This is a genomic window from Kitasatospora sp. NPDC058965 (assembly GCF_042741245.1).
In the GTDB taxonomy this organism is placed as follows: Bacteria; Actinomycetota; Actinomycetes; order Streptomycetales; family Streptomycetaceae; genus Kitasatospora.
In genome coordinates, this window is record NZ_JBHYKG010000261.1 from 1 (window position 1) to 12,364 (window position 12,364).

General features: G+C 73.8%; 11 protein-coding genes. 3 read left to right on the top strand and 8 right to left on the bottom strand.

All coding sequences use genetic code 11. The features are described 5' to 3' along the window. Window positions 1-382 precede the first annotated feature (382 nt). Window positions 383-1,288, top strand: a complete 906-nt coding sequence (locus ACFW1A_RS30990) for a hypothetical protein (protein WP_380414635.1) — start codon at window positions 383-385, stop codon at window positions 1,286-1,288. 387 nt (window positions 1,289-1,675) lie between these two features. On the opposite strand, the gene ACFW1A_RS30995 is transcribed toward ACFW1A_RS30990, so the two are convergent. Next, window positions 1,676-2,104, bottom strand: coding sequence for a VOC family protein (locus tag ACFW1A_RS30995; protein ID WP_380414638.1), 429 nt, complete (start codon window positions 2,102-2,104; stop codon window positions 1,676-1,678). Between the two features lie 247 nt (window positions 2,105-2,351). Beyond that, window positions 2,352-2,801 carry a DUF4267 domain-containing protein gene (locus tag ACFW1A_RS31000; RefSeq protein ID WP_380414640.1) on the bottom strand — a complete coding sequence of 150 codons (450 nt, stop codon included), beginning with the start codon at window positions 2,799-2,801 and terminating at the stop codon, window positions 2,352-2,354. Between the two features lie 203 nt (window positions 2,802-3,004). On the opposite strand from ACFW1A_RS31000, the gene ACFW1A_RS31005 reads away from it, so the two are divergent. Next, the gene (locus ACFW1A_RS31005) at window positions 3,005-6,367 is read left to right on the top strand and encodes a BTAD domain-containing putative transcriptional regulator (RefSeq protein ID WP_380414642.1); all 3,363 of its coding nucleotides are present in this window, start codon (window positions 3,005-3,007) and stop codon (window positions 6,365-6,367) included. Window positions 6,368-6,515: 148 nt separating this feature from the next. Here the strand turns inward: ACFW1A_RS31005 and ACFW1A_RS31010 are convergent, their stop codons facing one another. Both ACFW1A_RS31010 and ACFW1A_RS31015 read right to left on the bottom strand, forming a co-directional pair. After that, window positions 6,516-6,782 carry a GlsB/YeaQ/YmgE family stress response membrane protein gene (locus tag ACFW1A_RS31010; RefSeq protein ID WP_380414644.1) on the bottom strand — a complete coding sequence of 89 codons (267 nt, stop codon included), beginning with the start codon at window positions 6,780-6,782 and terminating at the stop codon, window positions 6,516-6,518. A gap of 506 nt (window positions 6,783-7,288) precedes the next feature. Continuing rightward, complete coding sequence (locus ACFW1A_RS31015; protein WP_380414647.1) at window positions 7,289-8,002, bottom strand: class I SAM-dependent methyltransferase; 714 nt, start codon at window positions 8,000-8,002, stop codon at window positions 7,289-7,291. A gap of 386 nt (window positions 8,003-8,388) precedes the next feature. Between ACFW1A_RS31015 and ACFW1A_RS31020 the strand changes: the two genes are divergently transcribed. After that, the gene (locus ACFW1A_RS31020) at window positions 8,389-8,916 is read left to right on the top strand and encodes a GNAT family N-acetyltransferase (protein ID WP_380414649.1); all 528 of its coding nucleotides are present in this window, start codon (window positions 8,389-8,391) and stop codon (window positions 8,914-8,916) included. Between the two features lie 25 nt (window positions 8,917-8,941). On the opposite strand, the gene ACFW1A_RS31025 is transcribed toward ACFW1A_RS31020, so the two are convergent. From ACFW1A_RS31025 to ACFW1A_RS31040, 4 genes are all read right to left on the bottom strand, one after another. Further along, window positions 8,942-9,274, bottom strand: a complete 333-nt coding sequence (locus tag ACFW1A_RS31025; protein WP_380414651.1) for a hypothetical protein — start codon at window positions 9,272-9,274, stop codon at window positions 8,942-8,944. 91 nt (window positions 9,275-9,365) lie between these two features. Next, entirely contained in the window at window positions 9,366-10,013 is a 648-nt protein-coding gene (locus ACFW1A_RS31030; protein WP_380414653.1) for a hypothetical protein, read from the bottom strand. Window positions 10,014-10,071: 58 nt separating this feature from the next. Next, on the bottom strand, window positions 10,072-10,281 hold the full coding sequence (locus ACFW1A_RS31035) for a hypothetical protein (protein ID WP_380414655.1): 210 nt from the start codon (window positions 10,279-10,281) through the stop codon (window positions 10,072-10,074). Between the two features lie 157 nt (window positions 10,282-10,438). Beyond that, window positions 10,439-11,869, bottom strand: coding sequence for a hypothetical protein (locus tag ACFW1A_RS31040; RefSeq protein WP_380414657.1), 1,431 nt, complete (start codon window positions 11,867-11,869; stop codon window positions 10,439-10,441). Window positions 11,870-12,364: the final 495 nt, after the last annotated feature.

The following is a 12,364-nucleotide window of genomic DNA, read 5'->3' on the forward strand; positions in this document are numbered from 1 at the left end:
GGGTCCGGACGCCGTCCGGACCCGGGCTCGCGCACGCCCTCGCCGTGGAGGTGGCCCGCGCGCCACGTCGCCGATGTGACGGGCGATCAGCCACGGCCGGTCGCCTGCCACACGACCGGCTACTGCGACACAGAGCTCCTGTGCTGCCCGCCCCTGGAGCCGCCCTCAGCTCCGTCGTCGGACGGTAGCTCCGTCGTCGGACGGTGCCCCGGCTGGTCGGCCGGCATCCCGTCCGACGACGCGACGACGACGGCACCGCCAGTCGCGAGGTGACCTGTCCCCGGTTCCGGTGCGCCGAACGAGCCTCATTCGACCCATGACTGCATGACAGCTCCCCGGAGCGGTGACCCATCTGCGTCAGGCTCGATCAGGAAGGATCTCCATGCCCAGCGCCGTGCTCACCCGTACCGCAGCAAGGCTGGCGGCCGCCGCCCTTGCCTGCGCCACCACCGTCAGCGGAACCGGCCTCGCCGTCGCCGATGACCATCACCATGCCGAGCCCGTCCGGATCCGCATCGACAAGTCAGGGATCAGCTCACCCGAACAGGCCCAGGGCGGTCTGGTCACCTTCCGCACGGAGACCGACGACCCGAACGGCCGCCAGTTGCAGATCCTGCGCCCGCACGAGGGGGTGTCGATCGACCAGGTGTTCGCCGACCTGGCGAAGGCCGTCAACCAGACGGACCCCGCGACAGCGGCGGCGGGGATCACTGCCGTCCGGGGAGAATCCGACGCCCTGGGCGGCCAGCTCGTCACCCCGGCGGTCCCCGAGGAGCAGACCGAGCGGATCGGCGACGGAACGCTCTACCTCCTGGACTTCACCGCGTTCCTCGCGGACCCGGCGCACCCGGTGTTCCGCACGCTCCAGCTCTGCGGTGACAACGGTCGCGAACTGGCCGCGTTCCCGCAGAGCATCGTGCTCCAGCACGAGACCTCGGACGGCCCGCGCTTCGACGCCCAGAACCTGGACACCGCCAACGCCCCGATCCTGGTCCACAACGAGGCCGACGAGCTGCACGAGATGCAGATCCAGCCCGTCGCTCCCGGCACCACGGACGCCGACGTCCAGGCGTTCTTCGACGCGTTGGCCAACGGCCAGAACCCCGGGCCGCCCCCGTTCACCGGCCCGCCCTCCGGAGTGGGCGCGATCTCGCCCAACGGCACCGTGGAGCTCAAGACCCAGGGGCTGGCCGCCGGCACCTACGTCCTGCTCTGCTTCGTCCCGGACGACCAGACCGGCATCCCGCACGCCTTCGAGGGCATGCACAAGGTCGTCGTCCTGAACTGACGCACGGTGAGCGCCCGGGTGACCAGGCGCCCGGCTGCTGCTCGGGGGCGGGGAACGCGCCCCTCACCCGAGCAGCAGCCGGTCCGTGACGGAGCGGGTGCAGTGCCCGAGGGACCGCGGCGCCGCCTTGGCGGACGTGGGTAGTGAGGCGCTCGCACACCCCCTTTCGGTGGTGCCGTGACGTCCCGCGGCGTCGGGGAAGCTCGGCCTGCCGAGGTGTGCGAAGACTCTTGCCGTGCGGGTTGCGCCCACAACCCTGATCCCCCGCCACGACCGCCTGTTGTGCACAGCGCCAGCGCACCAGCGCAACTGGCCGACGCGGAAGGGAAAGTCCGCGGCCTACGGCCGTACCCACTGATCGGCAGGTACGGGCCGCAGGCCGCGGACCTACGGGCGGGCGTAGGGCCGGGTCATGATCTCCATGTTGTGGCCGTCCGGGTCGTTGAAGTAGGCGCCGCGGCCGCCGAACAGGTTATTGATCCTGCCCGGGTCGGTGTGGCCGGGGTCGGCGTAGTAGGTGGTGCCGAACGACTCCAGGCGGGCGATCGCGGCGTCGAACTGCTCGTCGGGGACGAGGAAGGCGTAGTGCTGCGACTGGATCGCCTCGTCCCGCTTCTCGTAGTAGTCGAGCGTCACGCCGTTGCCGAGGTCGACAGGGAGGAACGGCCCGAACGGAGCGCCGACCCTCAGGCCGAGAACCGCGGCGAGGAACTCCGCGGACAGGTACCGGTCGCTTGCGTAGACGGCCGTGTGGTTCAGCTGCACGCAGGCCGCCGGCAGCTCGAAATCGTTCGGGAAGTGCTGGTCGTAGGACATCGGTGGGGTGTCTCCGGTCTGGGGATCCGCTGGAAGGGGGCACCGAACGAGGGCGCCGGGAGCGAAGACGCGGAGGAGGGGCGGGCCTCTGGCCCGCCTCGGGCTCACGCCGAGGCCGGGGAACCCACTCGTGCATGGCTCAAGGCCGACCCGGCAGTCACCCGGCCGACCCTAGTGATCGCTGCGGGCGGGGGCAACACCGTTTCTCGGCGGCACCCCCGCGCCTGGCTGGAGCCGGGGCCGCTGATCAGACCGCGATGCGCGCCTTCGCGGGACCGGGCTCCTGCGCCGCGGCCACCGTGCCGGCGGTGGTCTTGCGGGTCTCGCGCAGCGTCAGCAGGCCGGTGACGACGATCACTGCCGCGGTCAGGCCGTGGACGCCGAATGCGACGGCGGCGGAGCCGTGGTGGGCGAGCACGTTGGTCATGTCGCCCAGCGGGGTGAGGGCCTCGACCAGCAGGACCCAGCCCATGGCACGGCGCTGACCGGTCACCAGCAGGACGCCCAGGACCAGGCCGGACACGATGTCGCGGATGCCCTTGAGGATCAGGAAGCCGTCGCCGTCGCCGGAGGGCCAGCTGGGCAGGCCGAAGCCCGGTGCGGTGGTCCCGGGGGTCAGGACGTAGGACACGCCGATGTAGAGGATGAAGAGGACGCCGACGGTGGTCAGGGCGGTGTTGACGGTCTTGAGTGTCATGGCTGTGTCCTTGCGGGTGCGGGTGCGGGTGCGGGTGCGGAGGTCAGGGTCAGGGGGTCGGGCTCAGGCCGCGCGAACGCGGTCGATGTGCCGGGCGAGCTCACGTTCTCTTCGACGTGCTCAAGACTGCCCCTGGGGTTTTGGAAGGCTCTTGGAATCGATTTGGAACGCCCGCGCCGACCGTGCGTACGATGTGTCACGTCATGGTCTTCATCCGGGTGTTGGGCTCGTTCGCGGCCGAGGCCGGCGGCGCGCCCGTTCCCCTCGGCGGACCGCGGCAGCGCGGCGTGCTGGGCCTGCTGGTCGCGGCGCGCGGGCAGGTCGTGCCGGTCGACCGGATGGTCGAGGACCTGTGGCGCGGCGAACCGCCGTCCCGCGCACTGGTGTCGTTGCAGGCGTACGTGTCGAACCTGCGCCGCCTGCTGGAACCCGGCCGGGCGCCGCGCACCCCGGCCCGCCTGCTGGTGAGCGCGGCGCCCGGCTACGCACTGCGGCTGCCGCAGGGTGCGGTGGACGCCTGGCGCTTCGAGGAGTTGCTCGACGAGGCCCGGACGCTCGCCGATCCCCGTGCCGCTCGCGCCCGGCTGGAGGAGGCGCTGGCGCTGTGGCGCGGACCCGCGTACGCCGAGGTCGCCGACGAGCCGTGGGCCGCCGCCGAGACCTCCCGGCTGGACGAGCTGCGCCTGGTCGCCCGCGAACTGCGCGTCGCGGCCGGGCTGCGGCTCGGCGATCCCGCGACCGTGGTGCCCGAGGCGGAGGGACTCACCCGCGACGCTCCGCTGCGTGAGGAGGGTTGGCGGATGCATGCTGTCGCGCTGTGGGGCAGCGGCCGCCAGGCCGACGCCCTGGCCGCGCTGCGCCGTGCCCGCGCCGTCTTCGCCGACGAGCTGGGCCTCGACCCCGGGCCGGAGCTGGTGGCCCTGGAGGAGGCGATCCTCACCCGGCGCACGGACGTCCTGCGCGCCACCGTCCCGCCGTCCCCCGCGGCCCTCCCGCTGTCCCCCGCCGCCGTCCCGCCGGCCCCCGCGGCCGTCCGGCCCGCCTCCGCTGCCGCCCTGCCCTCCCCCGCGGGCACGGCCCGGCCGCGGTCGACGACGCCGCCGCCGGCGCCGACGCACACCGGGCCCGCCAGCGCGACGTTCGTCGGGCGGGAGGGCGAACTCGCGGCGCTGGTGGCGGCCGCCGACGACGCCGGCGCCGAGGGCGCACGCTTCGCGCTCGTCACCGGGGAGGCGGGGCTCGGCAAGTCGACGCTGCTGGAGCACCTCGGCGCGCGCCTGGAACAGGACGGGTGGCTCGTGGCCGCCGGGCGCTGCCCCGACATGGACTGCGCACCACCCGCGTGGGCATGGGTCGAGGTGCTGCGGCAGGTCGCCCTGAGCGCCCCGCCGGGGGAGTTCGCGGACGACCTCGCGCCGCTGCTCGCCGACGCCGCGCGGGTGGACGAGGACGCGACGGCCGGGCGGTTCCGGCTCCAACAGGCCTTGTGGCACTGGCTCGCGGCCACCGCCGCCGACCGGCCGGTCGCCGTTCTCCTGGACGACCTCCACTGGGCGGACTCCGTCACGCTGGCCCTCCTCGGCGGTGGCGTCGGCCTGCGCGCCCCGGTCCTGGTCGTCGCGGCGTACCGGGCGGACGAGAGCGAGCGCCTGACCGAGGCGCTCGGGACCCTCGCCCGCACCGCACCGCTCCGGCTGGACCTGCCCGGACTGGACGGCGACGCCGTCGCGGAACTCGTCCGGGCCGAGTGCCGGGCCGACGACGCGACCGCGGCCGGGATCGCCGAGCGGACCGGCGGCAACCCGTTCTACGTCCGGGAGAGCGCGCGGCTGCTGGCCGGCGAGGGCGCGCTGGTCGCGCTCTCCGAGGTCCCCGAGGGCGTGCGCGACGTGCTGCGGCGCCGGCTGGCACGGTTGCCCGCCGACAGCCTGTCCGTCCTGCGACTGGCGGCGGTGGCCGGCCGGGAGAGCTCGGTGGACGTGCTCGTGCGGGCCGCCGACTCCGACGAGGACGGCGTCCTGGACGCGCTGGACGCGGGCGTCGCCGCCGGACTGCTCGACGAGCCCGGGCCCGGGCTCGTCCGGTTCGTCCACGCGCTGGTGCGGGACACCCTGGTCGCCGACGTCACCCGGCTGCGGGCCGCCCGGATGCACGCCCGGATCGCCGCCGCCCTGGAAGGCTCCGGCGACGTGGCGGCGCTCGCCCACCACTATGCGCGAGCAGGATCGCCGAAGGCCGTCGGCCACTGCGTGCGGGCCGCCGAGCTCGCCGAGGCGCGCTACGCCCACGACGTGGCGGTCGGCCTCCTCACCGACGCGGTCGCCAACTCGGGCGCACCGGACGAGCGGATCGACCTGCTCGGCAGGCTGCTGCGCGCGCAGATCAGGGCCGGGGCCGTCGCCGCGGCCAGGGACACCCGCCAGCAGGCCGTGGAGTACGCCGAGTCGATCGGCCGCGACGACCTGATGATCGCCGCGTTCACCGCCTGGACCGAGCCCACGCCCTGGCAGAGCCGCAGGTACGGCACGGTCGACCGTCTCCTCGTCGACCGCCTCGGCCGCCTGCTGAAGCGGACCGGCCTCACGCCCGACGTGCGGTCCCGTCTCCTCGTGGCGTACGCCAACGAGTTGGTGGGCGAGGAGGATCCGGCGGTCACGGCCGCGGCACACGAAGCACTCGACCTCGCCACCGAACCCCGTCTGCGGGCCGCGGCGCTGCTGGTCCTGGCCGACGAGTCCCGGCGGGCGGAGTACGCCCGGGAGCTGGTCGAGATCGGCGTCGAGCACGACCTGCCCGTCTACCGCGTGACCGGGCTGCTCAACCAGGCCGCGAACGCCGCCGCGGCCAACGACCCGGCGACGATGCGCCGGGTGATCGGGGAGGCGCTCGACCTCGCCCGCGCCTACCGGATGCCGGAGGCCATCGGCGTCGGCGAGATCGCGCTGGCGACCCTGGCGCTCGCCGAGGCCCGGTTCGCCGACGCCGAACGCCGCTACGTCGAGGCCGCCGGACGGATGGAACTCGCCGGATCGGTGCACGCGGGCTTCCTGCACCTCGCCCTGGCGACGATCAGGCTGAGCGACGGCACGCTCGGCGACCACCTGGACGACGTACGCGCGCTCCACGGGGAGCTCGGCCCGACGGTCGCCGACCTGCTCGCGCTCGCCCTCCACGCCGCCGGCCGGACCGAGGAGGCCCACCGGGCGCGCACGTCACCGGGCCCGATCCGGCCCGACTTCTTCTTCACCTTCCTGACGAGCCTGCGCGCCATGGCGATCGTCGCGCTGAACGACCGTCACGCCGCCGAGGAGATCTACGCGGACCTCCTCCCCCACCGTGACGGTCCCCCGGCGGGGGCGGAGAGCCTGTCGCTGGCGCTGCGTCCGGTCGCCCACACCCTCGGCGAACTCGCCCTCCTCCTCGGCCGTACCGACGAGGCCGCTACCCACTTCGCCCGGGCCGCCGCGATCGCCGACCGGTGGAACGCCCCCCACTGGTCCGCCGACGCCCGAGCACGCGCCGATCGTGCGCTCGGGGCCGGTGTGCCACTTCCGCCGGAACGCTGACGGCGGGAACGGCGCCGGGGGCAGCGGTGCGGTGTCGTCGCGCTGTGAATCCGCCGGGGTGTGCGGTGGTGCGGATCCTGTCTGCCCGACCGCCACCCCGGCCGACGCTCGGGGTTGCGGTCGGCGGTGCCGTTGACCTGCCGGGCCGTCAGCGGCTGGAGTTGCCGAACAGCAGGCGGTAGAGGATCAGCAGCACCAGGGCTCCCCCGATGGCGGCGCCCCAGGTCGGCAGGTCGAAGAAGTGCCGGTTGATCGACCGGTGCAGCAGGTGGGCCGAGAGCCAGCCCCCGACGAACGAACCGGCGACGCCGATCAGCACGGTCGTCAGCACCCCACCCGGATCGCGGCCGGGCAGCAGCAGCTTGGCGATCGCCCCGGCCAGCAGGCCCAGCACGATCCACCCCAGAACACTCATGATCTCCCCCTTCATCGGGATTCCCCGAGGCCGTCGCCTCAGGAGACGTCCCGCACCGTCTTCCCGGTTGCCGTCCACCCATGCGAACCGATGCGGGCCGCCCGTCCGCGGCCGACCCGGCCCCTCAGTGCGTGAAGCGGGCGAGCCGGCGCAGGGTGGTGACGGTGGCGGGGGCGTCGGGGCCGAGCACCTGGTGCCGGTCCTGCAGGAGTTCGGCGAGCAACTGGGCCGCCCGCGCCCGCCGGCCACTGTTCCCGAGACTGACGGCCAGGTGGTTCGGCCCGCTACCCGTAGGTGGCCGTGCCGGAGCTCGATCGGGCACCCGGGCCGCCGAGCCGGACGGACGATCCCTCCGCCGCGCGCCGCCAGCATCCGCGGTGCGACCTCGCGGGGCACCAGCTTGACGAGCCTCGTGGAGGCACCCGCCGAGGGAGGCACCTCACCCACCACCGCCGGTCGCCGCGGCACACCCGTCGGTGGGCGGCGACCTGCGGTCCCGGCCTCGGTCAGACGCGGGTGGCGAACAGGTGGAGCAGGGCAGCCACCGCGCGGTACGGGTCGGTGCGGCCGGCCCGCTCCTCCTGGCGCAGGATCGTCTCCAGCACCCGGGGCTCGGGCAGCGGTTCGGCGGAGCCGGCCGCGTCGGTGAAGACGCGCACCCCGTACCACTGGGTGACGGACAGTTGACGCGTGGTCAGTTCCGCGGTGAGGTCGGCCAGGCGGTCGGCGCGGGCCTGCACGCCGATCCGGTTCAGGTAGCCCTCCCCGGCGAAGGCCTGCTCGACGCTGTCCCAGTCGCCCAGCAGCCCGGGCCGCATGGCGAGCGCGTCGCCGTTGCGGACCAGCAGCGAGAGCCGTCCACCGGGGGCCAGCACCTGGGCGAGGGCGTTCAGCAGCGGGGCCGGGTCGGGGAAGTACATCAGCACGCCGTGGCAGAGCACCACGTCGAAGCTCGCCGTGCCGAACCGCGCCACGATCGCCTCGGCGTCGCCCTGGACCAGTTCCACCCGCTCGGCCACCTCGGCGGGCTCCACCCCCAGCGCGGCACGGAAGTCCTCCAGCAGCTGGGGCGAGGAGTCGAGTCCGGTCACCCGGAAGCCGCGCCGGGCCAGCAGCAGCGCCTGGGTCCCCTGGCCGCACCCGATGTCCAGCACCCGCCGTCCGGCCGGTTCGCCGAGTTGCTCGGCCACCTGACGTGCCACCACCTCCTGGCGCACCACTTGGCGAAGTGTTCCGAGCCGGTCCCGCCACTGCTGCTCACCTGCGGAAAAGCTGACGCTCACATTGTCCCTTCGGTTGCGGATCGCGGGCGAGCCTAACGGAGCGGCGGCCGACGGCCACCTGATTTACCGCGCTGCCGGCGCGTGCCGCACCGCGGCAGCGAGAGCAGCGCCCCGGGGAACGACGAGTTCCCGGCGCGCGCCCGCCCGGTCAGGGGGCGGGCGTCAAGCGGCTGCTGAGGTCCGAGGGATTGCGTCTCGGGAGGCGCGAAATTGGCCTGCTGGCGGGCCGGGAGCTGTGGCACGATGCCGCAATGATCTCCATACTGCCCCCGCCTCCGCCTCCCGTTGTTCCCCGTGGTCGGCTGTCCGGGCAGGCGCAACCGATGCTCGGTCTGCGCAGCGGTCCGGTGTTGCGGCCATGGGCTCCGACCGACGCCGGGGTCCTGGTGGCCGCCGGCCAGGATCCGTCGATCCGGCAGTGGAACATGCTGGCCGTGGACGGCCTGGAGGACGCGCACCGGCGGATCGCGCGTATGCGCGAGCGGTGGCAGGAGGAGTCGGGCGCGATCTGGGCCGTCGCGCGCCCGGAGGGCGGCGAAGCGGTCGGTCTGATCGGGTGGCGCCAGATCAACCTCGTGGAGGGCAACGCAGAACTCCTCTACTGGCTGCTGCCGTCCGCGCGGGGCACCGGCCTCGTGGTCGAGGCCGTCAAGAGGCTGAGCGCGTGGGGACTCGAGGAGCTCGGTCTGCACCGGATGTCGCTGGTCCACTCGGTGGAGAATCCGGCGTCCTGTCGGGTGGCCGAGAAGGCCGGCTACCTGCACGAGGGCACCATGCGCAGCGCGGTGCTGCATGCTGACGGCTGGCACGACGTGCACCTGCACGGGTTCGTCCAGGGCGATTCCCGGTGACCCGTTCCTCACCGCACTCCGAGTCCTACCAGGCGGGACGTTGGTCCTGGCGCGACGTGGCGTATTCGGACGGGACGGCCTTCTCCGTACGCCAGAGCAGCCCCGGGTCGGGCGGGAACTCGTCGGTGGTCGGCGCCGGGGGCTGGAGGCGCCGATGGCCGGGATGTGGCACCTCGGCCAGGACGCCGTCCCGCATCATCCACCGTCCGGAACAGGCGTCCTCCTCGTCGTGCAGCAGGCCGGTTCGCGGCCTCACGTGGTCGAACTCGATGAACCGCCCGTAGATGCTCCCGCCGAGCGGGGCGAAGGTGCCGTTCCACCTGCCGTGGCCCGGCCGCACATCCAGTGGTGGTCGCACGTGAGTTCCTGCGGTGCGGGCACCAACGCGTGCCGTACTCCGGCGCGCGCCCGGGTGCGGCCGACCGGGGCCGGCCGTTCAGCCGCACCGTTCAGCCGCCGAGGCCGCCGAACACGTCGCCGATGCCGTCAACGATGTGCTGGACCATGTCGGCGAAGTCCCAGTCGTAGTCCGGATCGGACTGCGCGACGACCACGGGCACCGGGTAGACCCCGACGAGGACCACCTGGCCGTTGCTCGTGGAGTTGGAGACCGCCACGATGCTCGCCGCCTCCACCCCGATGAAGGCCACCAACGGACCGACGATGTCCTCCACCAGTTCCTCCGCCCAGGCGGCAGCCTCCAGCACCTGGTTGAACTGCTCTGCGCTCTCCTGGAGCAGCAGGACCGCCGCCCTGTTGAGGTGGATGGCGTACGTCCAGAAGGTCGGCGACTCGCAGGCGACCTGCGGGCTGTCGCTGGCCAGGATCTGCCGGACGAACTCGCTCCGGGCCTCGCCGGTCAGACCCCGCGCCGCCGCCTCCTCCGCCCACCGCGGCCGAACCGCCGTCAGCACCTCGCGCGCGGACGGCCTCGGCCGGGCCCGCACCTCCACCGCCCTGCGCGCCGCCGCCACCACGTCCAGCGCCGCCACCGGGTCGAACCCGTCGATGCCCCGCCAGCGGCCCAGCCGCTCCCGCATCCGGAGCGCCTGCTCCTCGACCTGCTCCTGCGTGACCCCACCCACTGCGTCCGACACGACTGTCCTCCCCAACAGCTCCCGGGTTGCCTCGCCCCTCCATTGAAACCGGTGCTTCCTACTCGAACCAGTAGGTGATTCGGCCACCCTCCCCGCCGCACGAGGTGTCAGACGTTCGACGGTGCGCGGGACGAGCGCCCGCGCACGGAGCCCGGCGGGCGGTGCCGGCCCACTGGGCGGTGAAGCCGTACTTCACCAGGCCGGCGCCCTGGAGCTGCTTCGCCTCGTCCCGGAGCTGCTCCCAGGTGGTGGGGACGGGCAGGCCCACCTTCTCCGACAGGCCCTTGTGGCACGGGCGACATCAGGAGGCAATAACTCAGGCTCAGATGGCAACACTTCAATGCTGCGTTGCAATAATTGGCCACACTCGGAGGAGGTGACCCATGACGCGGCCCGGCTGCGGCGAGTCCGCCCGTACGCACGAGCTAGGGGCGGTCTGACAATTCGCGTCGGATCAGGCCGGGTCTCTCCCCCAGGAACGGTGCGCGGGCGCCGGGCGAAAGAGAGCGCGCTGCCACACGGACCACGCTCCGCGACGGGTCCCGCAGGAACGGCAGTACGGACTCCCCCGGGACCGCACCCAGCGACAGCAGGGCCCGCAACGCGGCGGCGCGAACCTGCCCGCGCGGGTGCGACAGCAGCTCGGCTTCGGCCGGCACGACGCGCACCGCCTCGCGGACCACCCGCCGGGACGGGTCACCCAGGAGCAGCCGCGCGGACTCCGCCGGGACGGCACGCAGCTGCCGCAGGGCCCGCAGCGCGGCGGCGCGGACGTCCGCATGCGGGTGGGACAGCAACTCGGTCAGCCCGGCGGCGTCCGTCCGGTCGCGGAAATCGGCCAGGCCGAGGATCGCGCCAGGGGTGGGCCGGGCCTCCCGGACGGCGGTGCGGTAGTGCGCGGGTACATCACCGCCGACGCGGCCGACGGCTTCGTGGGCGACGGCGCGCACCTCGGGCGAGAGGTCGTCGAAGAACCTCGCGGCGTCGGCCGTCCGGCCGGCCCGTAGCAAGCCGGTGACCGCAGCGGCGCGGACCTCGGGGTGGCGGTCGGCGGCGAGTCGGCGGACCAGGTCGAGCCGGTCGGCCCAGACGGCCTCGCGGACGGCTGCCTCCGCCGCGAGCTCCCGCACCCGGCGGTCGGCGTCGTCCCGGGCGAGCGCGGCGAGCCGTTCGGTGGTGCACCGGCCGCCGGATACCGCGACCTGCAGGGCGAATTGTCGGAGCAGGTGGTCCGGGGAGCCGAGCAGCCGCTCGAGGTGCGCCGCTCCGGGCCTGGCGAGCAGCGCGGCACGGGCCTGCTGACCGGCGAAGCCGCCGCGCTTTCGCCGACTGAGCAGCACCGCCACCTGCGCGGCCGCCTCAACCAGGCCGTCCGGCGCCTCCTGCAGCACCAGGACCAGCGCCGCACGGGCCGCGTCCCGCACCTCAGGCACCCAGTCGGTGGTGCGCAGCACAAGGAACGCCACGAGTCCGAGCTGCGGCGGATCCTGGCGGAGCCGCTCGAGCAGCGGGCGCACCGTCTGGGCCCGGATCCGCCCGTCGGCATGAAGGGAGGAGAGCGCGAGGGTGAGCGAGCCACCGACCGGCAGTGCGGCGACCGAGGCGGACCGTTCGAGCGGGCGGGTCGGGTGCACGTAGTCGGGCCGGGCGGCCTCCTCCATGCGCAGCACGACCGAGGGGTGCTCGGCGAGCAGCCCCAGGGCAACCCTGATGTCGGCGGGGCTGCCGACCCGGTCGATGTGGTGGGCCGCGGCCAGGGGGGCTCGGCGGTGGGCGGTGATGCTCCGCAGCGCGTCCTGGAAGCGGGCGAGAGGTTCGGAGAGCTGCGTTCGCCTCGGCTCAGGGTTGTCGGCCATACGGCCATCGTGCCCGCCGGGCGGCGGCCGCCGCCACGGAATATCCCCCTGCAGCTCGGCGGACTTCAGGTCTGCAGTTCGGCGAGCAGGGGCCGGGTTGACCCGACGTAGGAGCTCGTCGTACCTCTGACTGCCTTGGGCATGGTCCCTCTCCTTCGACTCGCCGAATCCGACGCGAGTTGTGAGACAGGCCCTACGGCGGCTGTCGAAAGATGAAGGCCGAGTCGATCCGACAGGCCCAGGGACTATCCGGACCTCGGTGGCCTCCTGACCGACACCGCCGACAGCAACACGCACATGAGGCAGATCAACGACGGTCTCGGCTACACACCCACGCACACGACACACCAGCGTCAGCTCGACCTCGAGCGGAGCGCGGACAGGCCGGACCGGGGCCCCGCCCCCCCCCCCCCGGACGCCCGGTGGGTTGGCGGCCCCGCGAGGAGCCCCCCCCCCCCCGCGCCCCCCCGGGGCGGCCGCCCCCCGCCCCCCGGG